This window comes from Gimesia algae, assembly GCF_007746795.1.
Classification (GTDB): Bacteria; Planctomycetota; Planctomycetia; order Planctomycetales; family Planctomycetaceae; genus Gimesia; species Gimesia algae.
In genome coordinates, this window is record NZ_CP036343.1 from 3104767 (window position 1) to 3126505 (window position 21739).

Here is a 21739-nt window from a genome sequence, read left to right on the forward strand (position 1 = left end):
ACGCGGTCCCAATGCCCCTGTAAACGCTACAGTAAAACGGGACACAGTCTCATCCGCATTTCTGATCGATACTTTAATTAACCACAGAGCCAATTGAGAGTTAACGAAAAACTGGTCAAAACGGGAATATCCCCCATTTAAAAAAATGCTCTTGCATTAAAAACGTGAATTCAGTTAAAAATCAGCGAGATTAGGGGGAACAGCATTGCAGGGCTCGCCATGATGGCTGTCCCGATCCCTCTGTTCATCGTCTGACAATCGATCAACTAAACGTGCATCTTCCGGAAAGGACTCCTTGATGTCGACGACAGTCGAGTGGATCGCTCAAGAGTTGAATTGCCTGGTAAAAGGCAATCAAATATTAGAAATACATGGTGCAGAGTCTGTTCTGAAAGCAGGCCCTCACGATATCACATTTGTCGGCGATGAGCTAAATCTCAAGCGGCTGAAATCAAGCAAAGCCGGCGCCGTGCTCCTGGAAAAACGACTGGAAGAATCGTTTGAGAAAGCATTCGAAGAGTCCCCCTTCACTTCGATTGCCGTTGTCGATGCCCAGGCAGCCTTCATCAAAATCATTCAGAAGCTGCGTCCATCGCGTACGTTACCCGAAATGGGGATCTCTCCCCAGGCTCAAATCAGTGACGATGTCGAACTGGGAGAAAACTGTCATATTTATCCCCAGGTCATCATTCGCCCCGGCGTTCGTATTGGCAATAACTGTCGCATCTATCCAGGTGCTTATATCGGAGAAGACTGCATCATTGGAGACGATGTCACCATTCACGCCAATGCCGTATTTTACGCTGATGTGAAACTGGGGAATCGTGTTATCATTCATGCTGCCGCTGTACTGGGCTGCGACGGCTTCGGCTACCGTTTCGAAGCAGGTCGGTTTATCAAAATCCCTCATCTGGGCAGTGTGCGCATTGAAGATGATGTAGAAATTGGCGCAGGGACCACCATAGACCGGGGCATGATCGGCCCTACAGTGGTCGGCGAAGGATCCAAAATTGATAACCAGGTCATGATTGCCCATAATTGCGAAATCGGAAAACATAATGCTTTCGCCTCACAAGTAGGCTTTGCCGGTTCCATCACAACCGGGGACTATGTGAGGTGTGCCGGACAGGTTGGAGTGGCAGACCATGTACATATCGGAGATCAAGCCACACTCGGTGCCCGAGCCGGAGTCCATCGCGACATTCCAGCCGGCGAAGTTCACATTGGTACTCCTGCTGCACCCGAAAAAGAACAACGAAAAATCGTCATGTCGCTACGCAAGGTTCCTGAGATGCGAAAACAGATTCGTGAGCTGGAAAACCAGATCAAAACCATGAGCCAACAACTCGAGAATTTAAGTAAACTCGAAGCTAACCAGTGATCAGTCAGCGTCCTGCTCGGCATTCACGCTTACCACAAGTTTCAATTTGAAACTCTGAAAAATCGATGAAAGAATTGCAAAACAACAACTCAGATAATACTCAACGTCAAATCGGACTTCTGGCCGGAGCGGGCCGCTTCCCCATTGTATTTGCGGAACAGGCGCGTCAACAGGGATATTCGGTTTGCTGCCTGGGCATCTTTGGCATGGCCCATGAAGATTTATCTGAAGTCTGTGACACCTTTCACTGGGTCCCACTGGCACGAATCGGCAGAGCAATCAAGCTGTTTCAGCGTGAAGAGGTTACGCGCATCGTCATGGCGGGCAAGATTGAGAAAACGGTCCTGTTCAGCCCCTTCCGAATTTTGAAATTATTACCTGATCTACGTACGCTGCATATGTGGTATCGCTACGCCAGAAAAGATCGCAAAGACGACACCTTGCTGCTGGCTGTGATTAAAGAATTTGAACGTGACAATATTTTCTTTGAATCCGCATTGGATTTTTGCCCGGAGTTACTCGTGAAACACGGATTTCTGACCAAACGACGCCCCAGTCATTCCCAATGGGAAGATATCAAAATGGGATGGGACATCGCCAAACAGATGGGACAACTGGATATCGGACAAAGTATCGTGATCAACGATAAAGCAGTGATCGCGGTCGAAGCCATCGAAGGCACAGACCGGGCGATTCAACGTGCGGGCCAGTTGTGCAAACGAGGTGGGTTCACGGTCGTCAAAGTAGCCAAACCCCAACAGGATCGCCGGTTCGATGTCCCCACTGTTGGCATCAAAACCTTGCAGACCATGCACGAAGCGGGCGGACGGGTACTGGCGATTGAAAGCAATCAGACGATTATGATTGATCAGAAAGAAGTCGCCGATCTGGCTGACAAACTTGGGATCGCAATCGTTTCTCTGAACGAAGAAGAACTGACTCTGCAACTGGCCAGTTAAAACGATGCGGGTACAGAACGTCACTCAGATATCAGCTTGACCCCGCTGCCATTTTCACTGTCGGAATCAAGTGCTTCCTGTTCCTGCCGCCCATCCAGGTTGAATGCGGTCAGCATTTCGGTCCTCTGATGCAGACCGACTTCCGGATCACCTTCTTTTGGATCCCCCGCAAGCTCCACCTCAAATTTCGTGGAGGCCAGTGAAAGCTCATCCCCTGGCAGTAAAGCACCGCGGATGATTTTCTGCCCATTTACCCGTGTCCCATTGGTACTGCACAGATCCCTTACAAACAACAGGCCATCGGTTTTAATAATCACACAATGAATTTTGGAAATGCTGTTCTTATCAATCTGGATATCACACAAATCAGATTTCCGACCAACCACGGTCACATCCTTTTTGATCAGGATCGGCTGACCTCCATTTACCGGAATCAATCTCGCTATCATTGCTGTGGCCCGAAAGGGATTAAAAGTGTGCGTAAGTGACTACGTAAACAACGCTTATTGTGATCTAATCAGAAATGAGTGTACAAATGAAATTTTGAGCCCTGCCTGTCATGGTATCACAGGTCGAACAATTTTCCATGCTAAATTACTCAGTTCCCCAGAAAGGGGGCATTTCCGAGAGATTCTGGCCGTGATTTTCGGGGCAATCCATGGAATTCCCAGGGCGTTTAACTCGATTGTGGCCAGTCTCTTGACGGTGAGTCTGAGCAATGGTAGTGTCCCTAGTAAATGTGCTGAAAATCGATGGTTGAACGTACAGGAATCCAGTCCTCCGCATAACGATGGACTGACCAGAGCAAATTCTGAATCCGTTACAACCAAATCGGATCAACTGGATATCAACCGCCAGCGACCGGTCTTTACTCTGGAAAGACCATCAGCAGTCTGTAAACTCTTTGCTGACTGCCGCGAGTTCCGGATATATGCATGAGAGGGGATTGAAATTCAATCCCTCATCTAAACGAGAAGCATCAAGCTTCTGAACAATAGATATGTACTGGTTAGCAACCGGTTTCTTTGCGTGAAGGAACCGAAAGCCTGACCAATTAACACTAAGAGGAAATAAGTATGTCAGGTCAAAAGTATGTGTACTTCTTTGGTGATGGAAAAGCAGATGGCGATGCGACCTTGCGCAACAGCCTCGGTGGTAAAGGTGCTAACCTGGCAGAAATGATTAATATCGGCCTTCCTGTCCCAGCTGGTTTCACCTTGAACACGGAAGTCTGCATTCACTACAGTAAGACCAAGGGTGAATACCCGGAAGGTGTGGAAGCACAGGTTGAAGAAGCGCTGGCCAAAGTGGAAGAAGCCATGGGTGCCAAATTTGGCTGTGACACCAACCCTCTGCTGGTTTCCTGTCGCTCCGGTGCTCGTGAATCGATGCCCGGTATGATGGACACCGTCTTGAACATCGGCCTGAATGATACCACTGTTGAAGCGCTCGCTAAACAGTCCGGCAACGAAGCATTCGCCTGGGACAGCTATCGCCGGTTCGTCCAGATGTACGGTGACGTGGTCCTTGGTATGAAAGGCGCTGACGAAGATCCCTTCGAACACGCCCTGGAAGCCAAACGCGAATCAGCCGGCGTCCAGTACGATTCCGAACTGAATGCGGAACAGTTGAAAGAACTGGTTGCCGAGTTCAAAGACCTGATCAAAAAAGGAACAGGACAGGACTTCCCCACCGATCCCAAACAACAGATCTGGGGTGCCATCGGCGCCGTATTCGGTAGCTGGGACAACGACCGAGCTGCTGTTTACCGCCGCGATTACGGAATTCCTCACAACTGGGGAACCGCCTGTAATGTTCAGGCCATGGTTTACGGAAACCTGGGTGACGACTGCGCAACAGGCGTTGGCCTGACTCGTAACTGCTCCACCGGGGAACCCGGTTTCTGCGGCGACTACCTGATCAATGCTCAGGGTGAAGACGTGGTTGCCGGTATCCGAACTCCCAAGCAGATTGAGTCCACTCTAAGCTCCGATCTGCCCGAAGGTTACAAGCAGCTCGACGACATTGGGCGTAAGCTGGAACAGCATTACAAAGACGTTCAGGACATCGAATTCACGATTCAACGTGGTAAAGTCTGGATGCTGCAGACTCGAAATGCCAAACGAACCGGTTTTGCCGCAGTCCGGATTGCCGTCGATATGGTCAATGAAGGTCTGGTCAGCAAAGAACAGGCTATTACTAAAAAGCGTATTCCTGCAGACGACCTGAACCAGTTGCTGCAGCCGATTTTTGACCCTGCTGAAAAAGAAAAGGCAGCCAAAGCGGGTGACCTGCTTACCAAGGGCATCAATGCTGGCCCCGGTGCCGCCTGTGGTCACATCTGCTTCAGTGCAGAAGATGCCGAAGCGATCTACAACAAAGACAACTCAGCCCAACTGGTTCTGGTTCGCCGCGAAACCAGTCCGGAAGACCTGCGTGGAATGCGTGTCTCCAAAGGGATTCTGACTGCACTGGGTGGTGCCAGCTCTCACGCTGCTCTGGTCAGTCGACAGATGGGTAAGGCCTGTATCGTAGGTGCCTCCGAGTTGAAAATTGATTCTGCTGCTGGAACCATCACCAAAGGTGACAAGGTTCTCAAGAAAGGCGACTGGATCAGTATCGATGGTTTCACCGGAGAAGTCTTTGCCGGTAAAGTTGAAACCAAACCCAGCGAAATTGTAGAAGTCCTGATTTCCAAAACCATGAAACCGGAAGATTCTGAAACCTACCAGCGCTATCAGCAGTTGATGACGTGGGTCGATGAAATCCGTTCATTGAAAGTGCGTACCAACGCCGACCAGCCCGACCAGGCTGCTGAAGCGATCTCCTTTGGTGCAGAAGGTATCGGCCTGTGCCGAACCGAGCACATGTTCTTCCATCATCTGGCTGAAATCCGTGAAATGATTGCCGCTGGCGACGTCGAATCGCGAACGAAAGCTGTCAACAAACTGTTGCCGTTCCAGCGCGAAGACTTTGCCGGTATCTTCCGGGCCATGAATGGGCTGCCGGTTACCATTCGTCTGTTAGACCCACCACTGCACGAGTTCCTCTCTGATCGCCACCTGGAAGAACATCCCACGCTGGCCGAAGAACTGGCGAACGAACTGGGCGTCACTGTTGAGTTCATCCGTCGTCGTGTGGAAGAACTGCATGAATTGAATCCGATGCTGGGTCATCGTGGCTGTCGTCTGGGGATTGTTTATCCGGAAATTACAGCCATGCAGGCTCGGGCCATCATGGAAGCTGCCTGTGACGTTCAGAATGAAGGCATTGAAGTCTTCCCTGAAATCATGGTTCCCCTGGCTGGCTTCAAAACGGAATTTGATGACCAGGCTGGCATTATTCGTGAAGAAGCAGAAAAGGTACTCAAAGAGAAAGGCGTCAAAGTCAACTACCTGGTCGGCACCATGGTTGAACTACCGCGTGCTGCTATCTGTGCTGATCAGATCGCAGAAACTGCTGAGTTCTTCAGTTTCGGTACGAACGACCTGACACAGACCACCCTGGGTATGAGCCGTGATGACTACGGTACGTTCATCGGCCACTATCGTGAAAACGACATCATTCCTTCCGATCCGTTCCAGACCATTGATCAGGATGGGGTTGGACGTCTCATGCAGACAGGTGTCGAGCGTGGTCGTGGAACACGTTCTGGCCTGAAAATCGGTATTTGTGGTGAACACGGTGGTGACCCTGCCAGTGTGATCTTCTGCCATGAACTAGGCCTGGATTACGTCAGTTGCTCTCCTTTCCGGGTACCAATTGCCCGTCTGGCCGCAGCTCAGGCTGTGCTGGAAGAAAAAGCATAAGACTATTCTCAGTCTAATTTTAACGACAGGGAGAGGTGCTTTGGTGCCTCTCCCTGTGTTTGACTGTATTTCTATTTCAGTCACATTTGACTCTACTGTTTACGCAATTAATCAGGGAGTTTTCGGAATTTAACCAAAAATCCTCTTCCCCCGAAGACGATACAACGATAAGATTCTACGCTCACACCCTAACGCTCAGATTGTCTACTTGCGAAACGTGCCGGATGTTAGTGATCCCTTGTTTACAAAACCTGCCGGGTCAGCCATCACAGTAGTAGAGTGATGCGATTTTGCAGGGCCTACCTCCCTGTAGAACTTGAGTGTTTCTTCTCAAAAAGTTCCGACTAGTATTGAGCGCTTTGACGAGGACGGTATGTTGCCGTCCGAATTGTATCCATAACATGTTATCCTTAGTGAACGTGCATTAAAGCCATGAAAAATCTGGACAAGTATCGAAACATTGGAATTTCGGCTCACATCGATTCTGGTAAAACCACACTTACCGAACGAGTTCTGTACTACTCAGGACGAATTCACAAAGTACGTGAAGTTCGAGGCGGCGATGGTGGCGCTACGATGGATAGTATGGATCTGGAACGCGAGCGCGGAATTACCATCGCGTCTGCTGCCACACAGGTGCAGTGGAAAGACACCACGATCAACATCATCGATACTCCAGGTCACGTTGACTTTACTGTCGAAGTGGAACGTAGTCTCCGTGTACTTGACGGTGCGATCCTCGTACTCTGCTCAGTCGGTGGAGTTCAGAGTCAGTCACTGACAGTCGACCGCCAGATGAAACGTTATAAGGTTCCCCGTATCGCTTTCATCAACAAGATGGACCGCACCGGAGCCGACTCTGCCAGCGTGATCAAACAGATTTCAGATAAACTGCATGTCGTGCCACTGCCGCTGCAGATTCCCATGGGCGAAGGTGCTCATTTCGAAGGTGTCGTTGATCTGGTCAGTATGCAGGCCATCACATACACCGGTGAGCAGGGCGAAACCGAAGTCTTCGGTGAAATCCCGGAACAGTTCAAAGCTGCCGCTGAAGAAGCCCGCGCGAACATGCTGGAAACACTTTCCATGTTCAGCGATGACCTGATGGTCGCTTTGCTGGAAGAAGCTGACGTGCCTGTAGAAGACATCTACAAGGTCATTCGTGAAGCTACGCTTTCTCACGAAATCACTCCCGTCATGATGGGAACCGCCTTCAAAAACAAAGGCGTGCAAACTCTGCTGGACGCAGTCGTTCGCTTCCTGCCCAGTCCACTCGACCGCGAAATTACTGCGATTGACCTGGATGCACAGCAGAAAGCCATCAAAGAAGGTGCCGAAGACACCAGCAGTGATTCATTCCGTACAAAACTGTCTCACTCTTCAGACAAGCCTCTGGTCTCCATGGCGTTCAAAATTGTCGATGAAACATTCGGACAATTGACCTACATGCGTATCTACCAGGGTAAGCTTGAAAAAGGTCAAAGTTACATCAATACACGAACTGGGAACTCCACCCGCTTCGGACGTCTGGTCCGTATGCATGCAGACAGCCGTGAGGATGTCGATTGTGGTGAAGCCGGTGATATTATCGCTGCCGTCGGCATGGAGTGTGCTTCCGGGGATACCTTCTGTAGTGGCGACGTCAACTTTGCTCTGGAAAGTATTTTTGTTCCTGAGCCTGTGATTCGTCTTTCAATCGAACCACTCGACCGTGATGGTGCAGACCGCCTGGCCAAAGCCATTCAACGCTTCAACCGTGAAGACCCCACATTCCACGTAATGACAGACGATGAAACTAATCAGACGATCATCGCCGGTATGGGGCAGTTACACCTTGACGTTTACATTGAACGTATCAAGCGCGAATACAAAGTAGAGTGCATCATTGGAGAACCACGTGTTGCTTACCGTGAAACTCCGACGATTGCTGTTGAATACAACCATAAGCACAAAAAGCAAACTGGTGGCTCCGGTCAGTACGCTCATGTGGTTGGTAAGATTGAGCCCATGTCGGTTGAAACCGATAGTGAGACTTACGAATTTGTTAACAACATCAGCCAGGGTCGTATTCCCCGTGAATACATTCCTGCCGTTGATAAAGGTTTCCAGCGAGCCCTGGTGAAAGGACCGCTTTGCGAATGTGAAGTGGTAGGCGTCAAAGCCACACTTTCTGATGGTTCCTACCATGATGTTGACTCATCAGAAATGGCCTTTAACGTTGCTGGTTTCAACTGTATGCGTGATGCCCTGAAGAAGTCTAACATGGCTCTTCTGGAACCCATTATGAAACTGGAAGTAGAAGTTCCTGAAGAATATCAGGGGCCGGTTTCTGGTCATATTGCACAAAAACGTGGTGTGATCAATACTTCCGAAACCCGTATGGGAACCAGTACTTTCATCGCTGAAGTGCCTCTGGCAAGCATGTTTGACTATGCCAACGAACTGCGTTCGATGACACAGGGTAAAGGTGGATTCAGCATGGAATTCTCCCGCTACGCTCAGGTACCTCGAAACATTCAGGAAGAAGTCGTAGCACGCCGACTGAAAGAAAAAGAAGAACGTATGGCAACTGCCTAGTTCTGAAGATAAACGAAAAAGCCCCGTTTTATGAAACGGGGCTTTTTTTATGCGCCAAGAAATCTGCAGAACAGGTCATCAGACAAGTTCTGCTTCCGCGGCCAGGATCGGTTCCATCAACTGACGAATCTCTGCTTCCTGCTCTCCCGTCAGTGTCCGCTGCGGTGCCCGTGGCGGCCCAAAGTCGGCCCCCGTGAGTGTAATTGCATATTTCAGCATACTGATATTGAAGCTGTCCCCGGCACGCGCCCGGTAATCTTCAATGGGCAGAATCTGTTGCTGAATCCGCATACCTTCCTCATAATTCCCGGCGTGGAAAGCAGCATGCATCGCCAGGGACAGTCGCGGACAGACATTACCTGCACCACTCGTAAAGCCACCCGATCCGGCCAGCATATAATACGGTGCAAAACGTTCTGCCGACCCACAAACCCATTCCAGCCCGTGTGTGTCTGCATTCACAGTCGTACGAAACTGATGCATCTGATTCACCGAGTACTTCACGCCGACCGCACGGGGATCGGAGGCCAGTTTTAACAGCAGTACATCACTGGGGATTTCTGCTTTTTTATAGAACAGTGTCGGACAATCAACAGCATCCATCACCGTCAGGTAATATTCTTCTGCTCCCCGGTCACTCATATAAGGATGAGCGAAGGGCATAAACATAATCCCGGTTGCTCCCGCTTGAATACAGTCAATCGCCGTCTGGCGGGCCACGTTTACCTGGTAGCCAACAGGGGCAAAGATCAGTGTCTCCGGACCAGTCACTTCGCGAGTCACTTTGACCAGTTGGACAATTTCTTCAGGCGACAGGCTGTGAAATTCACTTGTACCTGCACCTGGTAAATAGACACGCATACCCGCTTCATATAAATTTTGCGTATGCGCTGCCTGCTGATCCAGATTGATCTGATCGTTCTGATCAAATGCAGTCAGCGGCACAATATGCACGGTTTGCAGCTGTTGACGTTCAAGGGAGGGACTCATGAAACAATTCCTGTTACCTGGGAAGATCGGGGGATCAGAGACTTCATTTCTCCGGATTCATCCTGCAGAATGAAACCACGACGTGGAATCTCAACAGAATACTTAAGACTCTTTACATACTGTTGTACGTAGAATACTGGTGACCATCAATCGAGTCGGGCCTCATGAGTCAAAATAATCATCAACTCGAACATTGGTGCTATCTGGCATGTGTGATGGAGGCGACCGCCCGAAAACCGGGAAACGTCCATCCAGAGGCTTCTTTTCCCGATTTGAGCTATGCCGATTTTCTAAAATCAGCAGCGGTCATCGCTCCCCTTCTGGCTCAATCCATCGAACAGCCTACGGGAGAACTTGTTCTATCCTGTATCAGAAAAACCCAAAACGCTGTGCCCAGCAATTCCAATCTGGGAATGGTATTACTGTTGGCTCCCCTGACGCGAATTCCTGCGTCGGAAACGATTGCAAATAGAATTTCCCCCCTTTTACACGCGCTGACCGTCGAAGATGCCCGCGCCGTCTATAAGGCAATCCGACTCGCAAATCCCGGAGGCATGGGAACGACAGAGGCTGAAGACATCGCGCAGGATCCAACGGAAACTCTGCGCGACGTCATGTGCCTCGCTGCCGAACGGGACTCGATCGCCCGCGAATACGCCACTGACTTTCAGATCGTTCTGAATACGGGTGTCCCGGCGATTACCGAATACTGGAATCAAACACATTGCTGGGAAACCGCCATTATCCGTTTGCAACTGCGACTGATGTCTGACGTTCCCGATACTTTAATTGCCAGAAAACTGGGCCGTGCAGAAGCAGAAGAAGCAGCGCGTCGCGCCCGATCTGTCCTGCAGGCAGAAGGGGGAACAGGTCATCTGGAGGAATTTGATTCCTGGCTGCGCGAACAGGGAAACCAGCGGAATCCCGGCACAACGGCGGACCTGATTGTGGCAACGCTGTTTGTCGCATTGCGGGATGGTTTCATTCCTGCCCCTGCCCCCGGTACAATAATCGAAATGATTCCACCAAAATTCCATCAGTACCTGAATTCAAAGTTTTAATATGAATAAATTCGCCCGATATCAGGTGCGTGTCACCAAAGATCATCTGGTTTTCAGCGCAGCGCACTTCATCACATTTAACGGGAACATCTGTGAAAGGCTGCACGGCCACAACTGGCGCGTCGCTGCCGAATTAACCGGCCCCCTGGATGAAAACGGTTATGTGTTTGACTTCATCGCACTTCGCGATCAGTTGCAGAAAACCGTTGATGCGCTGGACCATCGGGTCCTGCTGCCAACTTTACATCCGAAGATCCATGTCAGAGAGCAGGACCAGGAAGTCGAAGCGACTTTTGACAACCGCCGCTGGGTTTTTCCCAGAGAAGACTGTATTTTATTACCAGTGGAAAACACGACAGCCGAATTGATCGCACACTGGATTGGTCAGCAGCTGTTGACTGTGATAGGATCCAATGCTGCAAACCAGATTGAATCGGTGCAGATCGAAGTCGAAGAAAATTTCGGACAGTGGGCCATCTGTAAGCTGCCTGTCTCATAATACTCATACTCCCAGTCAACTCAGAGTCGCATCAAAGTGCGAACGAGTCAAGGAACGAAACAATGTCAGCAAACTCAACCTGGACCATTGATGTCACCGAAGAAAACTTTGAAACCGCGGTGATTCAAAAGTCAGAACAAATACCTATTATCATCGATTTCTGGGCTCCCTGGTGCGGGCCCTGCCAGCAACTGGCCCCCCTGTTGGATCAGCTGGTAGAAGAGTATCAGGGTAAATTTATACTCGCTAAAATTAATATCGATGAACAGCAGAATCTGGCAGCAGCGTTTCGCGTGCAATCGATTCCGATGGTGGTCGCGTTTGCAAACGGGCAGCCTGTCGATCAATTCCAGGGAATCCTCCCGGAAGAATCATTGCGAGAATGGATTTCCAATCTGTTGCCTTCACCGATAGACATGTTACTGCAGGAAGGTCAGATTCTGGAAGACTCTGACCTGACCTCTGCAGAAGCAAAATACAAAGAAGCGTTAGACCTGGAACCAACCAATGACGTTATCAAATTACGCATGGCTGCTGTTCTGGCAAAACAGTCACGCTTTGATGAAAGCTCACATATCATTCAGGAACTGGAAAAACGTGGATTTCTGGAACCGGAAGCAGAACAGATCAAGTCGCAGCTCGAACTGCAGGCTGCTGCAGAAGAAACAGGGGGCGTCGAAGCCGCTCGCGCAGCGGTTGAGGCTGATCCTGAAAATGCAGCTTTAAAAATCGGCCTCGCTGATGCCCTGGCGATTTCCAACAAGCATGAGGAAGCCCTGGAAATTTGCCTGTCGATCATTGAACAGGATAAAGCAGGAGCCGGAGTGGAAGCCAAAGCGACCATACTGCGGATCTTTGATGTTCTGGGCCCTCAATCCGACCTGGTAAGTACCTACCGTCGCAGACTGGCAACGTTATTGTATTAGCCTGATTCATCAAACCGGCTTGAAGAGAATCGTTACTGCCCGGCTGACCTGGTGCCGGCTGGTGAACCGGCAATAGGAACTCCAAAAGGCAATGGTCGGCCTGCCACCTGGTATCCCAGTGAATGGGCGTGTTTCTGCAAACTGCGGTATAACTCAAAGCTGTCTGGATAGACCCATAAGGTGAGTGTGGAACCGGTACCGATTTCAGTAAGCGCCTGGAAAAACTCAGAGTTGTTCTGCATCGCCTGCTCCAGATTCTCACCAGCGATATCATCACTGCGGCTGATTTCCCACTTGGAGACTCCCACACGGAATCCGCCACTGCCACCGTTGCTTAACTGATCGAGGGCGGACAAAGCCTGACGCTCAACAATATAGTCCATCGTATAACCGCGAAACGGCCCTACTTTTCCGTGGTGTTCCCGGTACTTCGCCAGCCAGCTTCCGCGCTTCATCACCTGATCTTTCAGTTCCAGCAGCAGTTCATTGATGGGAACATAGGAAACACGATTCTCCGAAAGCAGAAAATGCCATTCCTTATCGGTCACAAGTTGACTGACCGGCGTTAATCGATGCTTTAATTCCTTGATCTGTTCCTGTGGTTCGGAAACCTTTCGGGACTGCGCCACGACGCGTTCCAGTCGCTCTCTCGTCTCTTTAGTCGTATCAACCAGACTCAACAACTGGCGGTACTCCTGCTCCAGTTGATCACTCTTTCGATTGACCTGAGACACCATCGACAGCACTTTGCCACTGATTTCCTGCTTCTTTAAACTAATCTCTGCAGACCCCGCCTTCCGACTCTGCATCACCCGATCCAGCCGCGCCAGCTCCTGCTCCATCTCCTGGACTTCATCCAGAAGTTGCTGGGAAGGCTGCTGATAAATAATTTTTGGTTTCTGAGGCACGAACGGTTTTGGTTCCTGCGGTTCTAAAGCCAGTACAGGAGTCGGTGGTGGGTCTGGTACGATTTTTGGCAGAAATGCTTCCAGTTCCTGATCAATTATTTCCGGTTGGGGGGGAATAACATCCTGATTCTCAGCCACCATCACCGGTGCCTGACTCATCTTGATACCAGCGATCACAATCAGAATAATGAGAATCCCGACGATATTGGCCACGATATCCAGAAATGAATCGGACCCGAACCCTGCTTCTCCCTGTGTTGCACGGCGGCTCATTTTATTGCTCCTTCACAGTTGAGAGTGAGGAAGAACCCGGCAGCGGATCCAGTGTGTATTTGGCTTCCGTCTGAAGTCCCATTTTTTGTGCCGAAGATTTCAATCGCTCATAAAACTGATTGCCCCCCGGACTGACCGTAAACTGCAAAGTAGGGACCCAGTAAAATCCTTTGGGAGCTGGTCCCCAGGAAGCAACATATTGATCCATGACAACCATCATAGACTGTGACAGTTTTTCCTGAGTGATCCCCTGATCTACGGCAATCACCTTTTCATCTGCAAAGATGATCCTGTCTGCACCAATTTGGATTGTGATTTCCCGCTCAAAACCGATACCCGACCGTGATTGAGGGGGCCCCCACTGCCGATTCTGCGAATCCCTGCCTGACTGGTTCGCTGACTTATGAGATCGATGCAGCGATATCGAACTGGCGTTGCCAGCCCCCCGCGCAGATTGACCAGGTGACCGCGGAAAGGGACTGGGTGGGATCGCATCCGCGCTAGCAGTCTGCTGCTGAGTCGTACTGGTTCCCGTCGGAGTCCCCTCTTTCAGGAATGGATTTTCAATCACTCGATTCTGAGCCATGGCTGCTTGAGAATCCGATTGAGCTTCCGATTGTCCCTGCTTCTCTTCTCCCCCGGCAGGCTTTCTGGACTGTGCCCCTTCCAGTTCTACCAGATGTTGCTTTGCCATCTCTTTCAACTGATCACGACCAATTACTTTAGCCTGCTTAACCCCTGGACCAGCCCCATCATCACCATGATAGGAACCTTTTAAATCTTCAATGCTATAGACCTCGGCTCCCGGACGGCTGCCGGGAAGATTCGCGAAGGACTTATCACCGGCCTTACCACCACCCGATGTCGCTCCGGAATAGAGTCCAGGATGTTCTCCACCGGTATGACCACTCCTCCCCTGCGGCACAATATGTTGCTGATCTGCCACTTTTGATAAATGCTCGGCTCGTGCCATCTGCTGGCGTGGCGTTAATACATCGCTGAATCGTGATGTGCCAGAACCAGCCCTGCCCAGTGCAAGTTGTTCCGAACCTCCGGCGCTGCCTCTGCCACGACTTGAGCCTTCTTCCGGTTCAATCACACGTACCATGCCGGTCCGCGCATCGAACTGCAGACGCCTCTCACCTGTTCCCTGTTGATTCTGGCTTAACTGAGAAACCAGATGCTTACGCTCACTCAAGACACGATCAACGGCTTCCTGACAGATTTGCTCAGCCCGGGAATCTTTGTCGGGTAAAGCAAATTCCCAGTCGGCATCAATCAGTTCGTAACCGGAATCCAGTTCCAGATTATTCAATAGTTTGCGTGCAACATAATACCCAACACTACCACTGGGTCTGACCAGGATCAGCACATAAGGCTCTTTCCCTGTCCCCCGATCTTTTGATTTCCAGTATTGAAATAATGCCTGGGTCCCTGCCAGTAACGGATTATATCCGGGCGTAAACTCCTTCAGGTCCTCAGGCGTTAACGTAATTCCTTCGGGCAGAAACGTCAGCCCCTGATCGGTACATTCGATCAAAATAGGACGTTTCGCCGTCCCGGTCTGACCATCATAAGGAATAATTGAATACTTACTGCGCGCCGTTTTCTGTGACTGTTTTTTCTCATCCAGATTCTGTAATTCTTCCTGAAGCATTTCGGCAACACGCGCTTTCTGCTTCTGCAGTGCATTCATTTTCTGATTCAGTTCTTTGTCTTTCTGATTCAGAGACAGGATCTGCTGTTCGCTCTGTTTCAATTGATCTTCCGACTGGTTCAGCTCATTTTTCAGTCGGACGAGTTTCAGGTTTTGTGCTTTCAGTGCTTCCAGCTTGCGTGATCTCTGCAGGCGGAGTGCATTCAATTTCTCCTCATGTTCCCGCGCCAGATTGATTACCTGCGGCTCGGGTTCCGGAGCAACTTCCGGCTCTTCAACCTGAACGACAACAGGAGCAGCCGGCGCTGGCTCTTCAATTTCGGCAGAGAAAATAACGGGAGGAAAATAATCGTCTTCGACCACTTCTTCCACAACGACTTTCTGTACCTGCAAGACTGCCTGGTGACGAATCCGGCGTGTGGTGACGACCAGCAGGAAAATCAAAGCACCCATCGCGCAAATGAGGACCGCTAAGAAGGGAAATAGCGATACCGAACGTGCTTCCTTACCTTGTCTGCTCATGGGAAAACCGCAAATTAACTTCGTTCAGAATTGAATAGTTGAGAATCACAACCTGTGTATTACTCTCAGGCAGCGTGATTTCGATTTGAGCGAGCGGTGAGTAAGTGCACAGCCGCACTCAGACTATGCAGAGTTTCTTCGAAGGTCTCGGTGGCTCGAATCGCATCCAGATTTTCAGTCAGCCGTTTCTGCAGGCCCACCAGATGCTCTTCCTGACCAACAATTTTTAATAGATTTTCACTTTGTGAATTCAGGGCTTCGATCTGTAGAGTCGAAACCTCAGACGTGTCTTTCAGCTGTTGATTCCACTGCCTGACTTCGCCAGCAATTTCTTTCGTTGCCAGCTCAATTTGTGAAGTCTGTCGGGTCTGTGCCGAAATCACATCCTGATGCACTTCATTCCAGATCTGGGCCAGATTCGTCGAGAAGGAACTGTTCGATTCTGTCTGTTTTTCCTGCCAGCGGGTTAACATCAGCTCAATCTGTTCCGTAGTCGCCTGGTAGGCATTCAGAAATTCATTCCGCAATGATTCTAACTGAGAAGAATGGCTCCCCAATGTATTTGTCATTCCTGCCTGCAGGCTATGATCTAAGTCCAATTGCTGGCGTTCCATCATATCAGACCAGCGCCCCCGTAGTCCTTCCAGACTTTGTTGCCAGAGTTCGGTCTGTCGTAAAATCATTTCTTCCGTACGCAGTACCAGTTCCTGGGCTGCTTCAGCTTCAGCTGATTCCAGCGGGCTCAGTGAACTTTCTGTTACACTCAGGCAGGAAGCGATATTCTCAATCCCGAACAGTTCAATCTGTTCCAGCTGTTTCTGCTCCATCCGTTCCACAATAAAAGTGGAGAACACCAGAATCAGTGATAATCCCAGCGCGAGAGCCGTGGTATCGAAGGCAACCGCCAGACCGCCGGTTACTTCGGAGAGAGAAGTGTCTAACTGATCGGGGGTTACATTGGCAATCGCAATGGTGATCCCGATCACAGTTCCCAGGAACCCGATGATCGGGACAGCCCAGGTGATGGTACGAATCAGTGAATAACTGGCGTGCATCTGCTCAGAAGCCAGTTCAGCCAGATACTTGAGATGCTCATCCAGATCCTGGACTGAACGACGTCCCTTCACATAAGAAACCGTATCTTTAAGACGCTTCCCCAGATAAGTCTCGCCGATCCAGCTGGAAAGCGAATCCACCTGCTCGGAAAAGACATCAATTCGATCATTAAGTTTCTCAATTTCACCGATCGTTTCCCAGTCAATTTTCGTTTCAGACATCGATTTCTTCTGACTGAGCATACCGATGCCCTTCACACCGATAATTGCCATGCCGATGAAGAACAGGCCCGCAGTCGCATATTCGAGAGGGTGACTGCAAAAATAACGATCGATCAAGGAACGATAGACCGGCAGATAGGGGATGAGGGCATAAAAGCCAAACGTGGCAGCCGCTCCCCAGAAGAGAGGGGATTTTAAGATCGCTTTCGACCAGTTCAAGAAATGGTCTTCTGTTTCACTTTCCGGCAGGGATTCCAAGTGTTCCATCTGTCTATCCACATCCTTTTAGCCTGAATTCAGGTTTGTCGCCAGCGCTTCCCCAACTCCAAAACTTGCGGGGAAACTGTTTCATCGAAATTGCATGCGCATGTATTAAGGCTAACCACTTGTCAGTGTCTGACACTCCCGATACCTGAAATTCGTAGAGTCAACACTCCATGAATCTGAGCATTTGCCTGAACAAACTGGTTGACTGCAGTTTGCCTTGATACCGTCAAACAAAAGACACACAATGAAAGCTCACTTGAGCAATACGCACATTCGTTATAATCGTCATACTCTGACTTCTGAGTTGAATAAAAGTTGGCTGCCGGAATCAGAAGCGCAAAGTATTCGAAAATGTCCATGGGAACACTAATTGAATCCAGAGTATCCATGCTCATTGTGTTATGTATCAGCAATCCAATAAACTCCTTTCATAGAACCAGTTAGAAATTGTCATCTATGCAGGGAATTGACGCTCGGACTTGAAAAAGCATAATAGATTCCGTGTTTCAGCCCTTTTAGACTGTTCATGAGCGAAACAGCCTGTTTTACTGCTGTCGAGCAGCATGAAATCCCGTTTATTCCGATTTAGAATTATCCATCCACGTTTACCAATATGACAATATCGAGTAATCAACAATCAGGCGAGACTCCACTGCCTGCCGTCGATCAACACATCATCCGGGAAATTCTAGGCTATCTGAATTTCTCAAATGGCAAACCGGACCCCAAATTCCGTTTTAACTGGAACCAGCTTTTTTCCGATCTGGATGAAAGGCCTTCAGCGGAAACCCTGGAACGACTGCTGGATACTCATCTTAAAGAGCTGAAAGGCACCTCGGGTGCATTTCAGGAAATTACTCAAGCAGAAAATGTGATTCGGCTCGCCTTGCAGGAATGTCTACCCCGCTACAGGGCACACCATCGAGATCTGCTGTTTCACATCTGTGAACGAGAATTTCTGCAACCCTATTTTCTGGCAGTGCTGTTTGAATCGTTGCTGGAACAGGGAGGCCCGTGGTCTGAAACAGACCGTATTGTCTCAGCGACGATCGACAGACTGAATGATTTTGTCGGTTTTCGTCCCGTTGCAGTGCTGGAAAACGGTCGACAGATGCAGGTTTACCCGCATGAAAAGTTTCGGCCTCTACCAGTTTACTTTCGTGATAGCGGTGTCGCTTGCGGTGTATATCAGAAGTTAATCGAACAGACCATCAAGACGCTTCAGGCCACCCCCGATGACCTGCTGCATCAGGCACACTTCCGCCTGGAACGCATGGACGAAATTGCTATTGACCTGCGGGCCCATGATCACCTGCATCCGGTTAATAAACGCACAAACTATATGTTTGGCGAATGGGACCCGCACATCATCGACAACCAGGGTTATTATCGCCGCTTCGTCATCCGCCGCCTGATTCTTGACTCGCTGCTGGCCTGGATTGATGAACACAAGGAAATTCCACTGCAGGAACGACTGGAAGACGCTGCCGCCGTACTGAGTGGTACGATGCTGATGGCTTCGTCTATCAGCGGCTCTGGCCCTGACACACACGCCAGTGATATCAGCCTGACGTCACTACTCCCCAAAGTAGCCCGTCAACGGGATGACTATTATAACCGACTGCTGGCTTCGGCCAGTGGATCGCGGGCAGAACGGCTGCGTAAAGAAGCCAAACAGTCACAGCAGCCTTTCGGACACATTCGTCATTATCTGAATCTGCATCTGGCACGCTATGGTGCCCAACAGGTCCAGCATCGACAGCTGTCTCGCATTTATGCGCGGATGGGCTTTTCAATCGCAGCCCGCTGCGAAGCTGCTGTGATTCCCTGCACTTCAGTTCGGTTTGAATGTGAAATCCAATGGCGGATCACCCTGGTGCATCTGCACCTGGAACGCTATGAACTGGAACAGGCCTGGATACTGATTCCGGAAATTGAAGATCATCTGACCCGGGGTATCGAATGTGGTGCCCTGATCGATCCCTGGAACATTCTGGGATTCCAAGGCTTATTCCCCCTGTTTATCTCACGAGAAGACAGTATTCCCGATCAGCGGAGTGAAGTCCTGCTGGACCTGATGGAAGAAATGTTTTCAGCTTACTCGGCTACGCTCAGTGAGGCGGCTGCCCAGGGCAATGATCAGTTGAAACTGGAAATTTCACATCGCTTTCAGAAACTGGCGGAAACCTGGGATCGCTATGCCACGACAACCGTAGAAGATCTGCCTCATGTCAATGGCCAGGATTCTTTCGAGTCGGCGGCGCATGTCTCTCAAATTTTAACTGAGTGGAAAAAAGGCGGAGAAGCCGTCGGCGACATTTCGTTCTGGCGCGAGCATGTCGATCGGTTCGAATCGGCAAAAGCATACGCGTTGACGGTCGACGCCTTACTGCAGAAGCAGGATCATGTTGCTGCCATCGGTCTGATTATGCAATGGTTGAGCCAGGTAGACCAAACCGGTCTTGAGTCTGGTCCCTACTCCATCCATTCCGTTCTCCTGCAATGGATGCGACAGCTGACCTCGGAGATCGAACCGGAGTCCTTCAATGCGAACAGCATTTCCATCCGCAAAATGTTCGACTACCTGGAAGTGAATGCCGCAGACTACTGGTCGGTTCCCAATTTTACTGCAGTACTCCCGGTCCCAGAAAAGGAAATCGAAGATCCGTTCGATATCGAGTCGGCTGAACCTGATGAGGAAGACTCCCTGTTCAACGCCGCCTACGAAAATGTGACGTTTCGTGACAGTGCCGATGATGGAGTGCAGGGGGAAATGATGGACTCCGGCTATTCACCCAGCAATTCTGAAATCGAATCGATCAATCGGCAACTGGAACCACGTCTCAAGTTTTTAAATACGCTTTCACAACTCTGGCAATTATCTGCCGCATTTTACAGTGAAGCTGAAATCAGCCAGACAGATCTTGCCAGTGATTCGAACCAGGATGAAAAATCTGCAAGCGTATTAAATGAGGACACGCTGAATTCCATTGCAGGCTGGATTCGTCATACCGAACATCTGCAGCAGGAACTGGTCGTGCTTCTGAACTCGATCTGGAACTATCAGATTCCCAAGCCCAGTGGCGATCATGATTCGAATATCGAATATGACCTGCAAATGCAGACCAAATTCTATCTGATGCATGCGATCATTATCACCACAGTCAATTGTCGTTCTGCACGACTGATGCTGCTTTCGACAATGCCTCCTGCCAAGGCGGAAGGCGAACTTTCAGAAAATGAAAGCCTGCTGGTTCCGATCTATCGGGGAGTACTGACACGGGATATCGAACTGGTCAGAAGAGAATTCCCCCACTTTCTAAGCAGTATTGCAGAAACTCCTCTGCTGTATACCCCCATCGACCAGGGAGGCAAACCGAACACAGTTCTCAAAGTACGTTCTCTGCAGATGATTCTCCGCTTCCTGCTTTCACAGCTCCCCAGTCTGGGTCTGCTGCGGGAAACCTGGCAGCTCTTGAAAACCGCTTATCGCATGGAACGCAGTTCACGACCGGAGGGAATTGCCGTCAGTGAATTCGATCGCCTGTTTCGCACCGCATTACGTAGTTCACTGTCTTCCATCATTCGCTCCTCTCATGACTGGGAGTCTGATCAACTGGATGATAAGGAGCTGATTGAAATTGCGGAAAAGCTGGTCAATAAATATCAGGAACAATGGTTAAAACACAGTCGTACCATGCGACTTTCCAGTGCAGAAGCTTTGAATCAGGACTTTGTCTGGCAGGAAGTACGACAGTTCATCGAACTCTATGGAGCAGACCTGTTCCATGCACAATACCTGACACTGGGCAACTTGCGGACGATTCTTCATAACGGAATCGAACAGTACCTGAATTATCTTGCGGAGTACCAGGATCCGGCAGAGCCGATGGCGTTGCTCACTGACCTGGAAGAAGGTAATATCGACATGGAAGAAGCGGTGACCAACCTGAAGGTCATCTTTGAATCTGTCATCGATAAGTTTGATCGCTTTGTTGAGTATAACAGTACCACGACTCAGTCTGATTATGGCGAAATGTTTTACTGCCTGCTCGACTTCCTGCGGATTGAAGCCGCTTATGAGCGTGACGATTGGAAAATGGTGCCACTCCTGATCGCCCATAAAGTCCTGGCCCAGCAGGATAGAAACGAGTCAGCCCTGATCTGGGAAGCAGTCTTCAAAACCAGATCAGAAGAGATGGCCAAGAAACATCTGAAAAAACTGAAACAGACTGAATCGGAATACAAAATCAATCTACCTCTGATTTCCGACCATCTGAATGAACAGTTTGTCAAACCGCTGGCGGTCAACCGCATGCTGGCGCTGGTCCCCCGAGCCATGGATGATGCTCGCGACGGCAATGAAGAATCAGTTGCCTTTTCGATCCTGCAGGAAGAAATCGAGCGTTACCTGGCGACGACCATTGGATCGGGTATTGATGTCCCCGACTGGATGCGGAACATCGAAGAAGAGATTGATCGACTGGACGAAAAAGTCACCAACGAACAATATGACATTGAAACACAGATTAAACTTTCGCCCGTACCGATGTCCCTGGACGAAATCAAAAAACAGCTGAAGATGTGGAATCAGCCATTAAGCCGGCCTAAGAAGAAAAAGAAATAAACCTGC

At 49.8% G+C, this 21739-nt stretch carries 13 protein-coding genes; 8 read left to right on the forward strand and 5 right to left on the reverse strand.

Annotation, left to right across the window (positions count from 1 at the left end; all coding sequences use genetic code 11):
* Positions 1-298: 298 nt before the first annotated feature.
* The gene (lpxD, locus tag Pan161_RS11305) at positions 299-1381 is read left to right on the forward strand and encodes a UDP-3-O-(3-hydroxymyristoyl)glucosamine N-acyltransferase (protein ID WP_145226845.1); all 1083 of its coding nucleotides are present in this window, start codon (positions 299-301) and stop codon (positions 1379-1381) included.
* Between the two features lie 65 nt (positions 1382-1446).
* A complete protein-coding gene (locus tag Pan161_RS11310) occupies positions 1447-2340 on the forward strand; it encodes an LpxI family protein (RefSeq protein WP_145226847.1) in 894 nt (297 codons plus the stop codon).
* Positions 2341-2360: 20 nt separating this feature from the next.
* Here the strand turns inward: Pan161_RS11310 and Pan161_RS11315 are convergent, their stop codons facing one another.
* Complete coding sequence (locus Pan161_RS11315) at positions 2361-2789, reverse strand: FHA domain-containing protein (protein ID WP_232103699.1); 429 nt, start codon at positions 2787-2789, stop codon at positions 2361-2363.
* Positions 2790-3416: 627 nt separating this feature from the next.
* Here Pan161_RS11315 and ppdK point away from each other — a divergent pair.
* A complete protein-coding gene (ppdK, locus tag Pan161_RS11320) occupies positions 3417-6149 on the forward strand; it encodes a pyruvate, phosphate dikinase (protein WP_145226849.1) in 2733 nt (910 codons plus the stop codon).
* 432 nt (positions 6150-6581) lie between these two features.
* A complete protein-coding gene (gene fusA / locus Pan161_RS11325; protein ID WP_145226851.1) occupies positions 6582-8726 on the forward strand; it encodes an elongation factor G in 2145 nt (714 codons plus the stop codon).
* 78 nt (positions 8727-8804) lie between these two features.
* Here the strand turns inward: fusA and Pan161_RS11330 are convergent, their stop codons facing one another.
* Positions 8805-9716: a dihydrodipicolinate synthase family protein gene (locus Pan161_RS11330; RefSeq protein ID WP_145226853.1), complete on the reverse strand. Its 912-nt coding sequence runs from the start codon at positions 9714-9716 to the stop codon at positions 8805-8807.
* A 164-nt stretch (positions 9717-9880) separates the two neighbouring features.
* On the opposite strand from Pan161_RS11330, the gene Pan161_RS11335 reads away from it, so the two are divergent.
* The 3 genes from Pan161_RS11335 to trxA all read left to right on the forward strand — a co-directional run bounded on the left by Pan161_RS11335 (position 9881) and on the right by trxA (position 12202).
* Entirely contained in the window at positions 9881-10777 is an 897-nt protein-coding gene (locus Pan161_RS11335) for a triphosphoribosyl-dephospho-CoA synthase (RefSeq protein WP_145226855.1), read from the forward strand.
* Position 10778: 1 nt separating this feature from the next.
* Positions 10779-11276: a 6-pyruvoyl trahydropterin synthase family protein gene (locus Pan161_RS11340; RefSeq protein WP_145226857.1), complete on the forward strand. Its 498-nt coding sequence runs from the start codon at positions 10779-10781 to the stop codon at positions 11274-11276.
* Between the two features lie 62 nt (positions 11277-11338).
* Positions 11339-12202 (forward strand): thioredoxin, encoded by an 864-nt coding sequence (gene trxA / locus Pan161_RS11345; RefSeq protein ID WP_145226859.1) that lies wholly within the window; start codon positions 11339-11341, stop codon positions 12200-12202.
* A gap of 32 nt (positions 12203-12234) precedes the next feature.
* Here the strand turns inward: trxA and Pan161_RS11350 are convergent, their stop codons facing one another.
* The 3 genes from Pan161_RS11350 to Pan161_RS11360 all read right to left on the reverse strand — a co-directional run bounded on the left by Pan161_RS11350 (position 12235) and on the right by Pan161_RS11360 (position 17106).
* Complete coding sequence (locus tag Pan161_RS11350; RefSeq protein WP_145226861.1) at positions 12235-13383, reverse strand: hypothetical protein; 1149 nt, start codon at positions 13381-13383, stop codon at positions 12235-12237.
* Position 13384: 1 nt separating this feature from the next.
* Positions 13385-15562, reverse strand: a complete 2178-nt coding sequence (locus Pan161_RS11355; RefSeq protein WP_145226863.1) for a hypothetical protein — start codon at positions 15560-15562, stop codon at positions 13385-13387.
* 65 nt (positions 15563-15627) lie between these two features.
* Positions 15628-17106 (reverse strand): MotA/TolQ/ExbB proton channel family protein, encoded by a 1479-nt coding sequence (locus Pan161_RS11360; RefSeq protein WP_145226865.1) that lies wholly within the window; start codon positions 17104-17106, stop codon positions 15628-15630.
* A gap of 613 nt (positions 17107-17719) precedes the next feature.
* On the opposite strand from Pan161_RS11360, the gene Pan161_RS11365 reads away from it, so the two are divergent.
* On the forward strand, positions 17720-21733 hold the full coding sequence (locus Pan161_RS11365; protein ID WP_145226867.1) for a hypothetical protein: 4014 nt from the start codon (positions 17720-17722) through the stop codon (positions 21731-21733).
* Positions 21734-21739 lie beyond the last annotated feature (6 nt).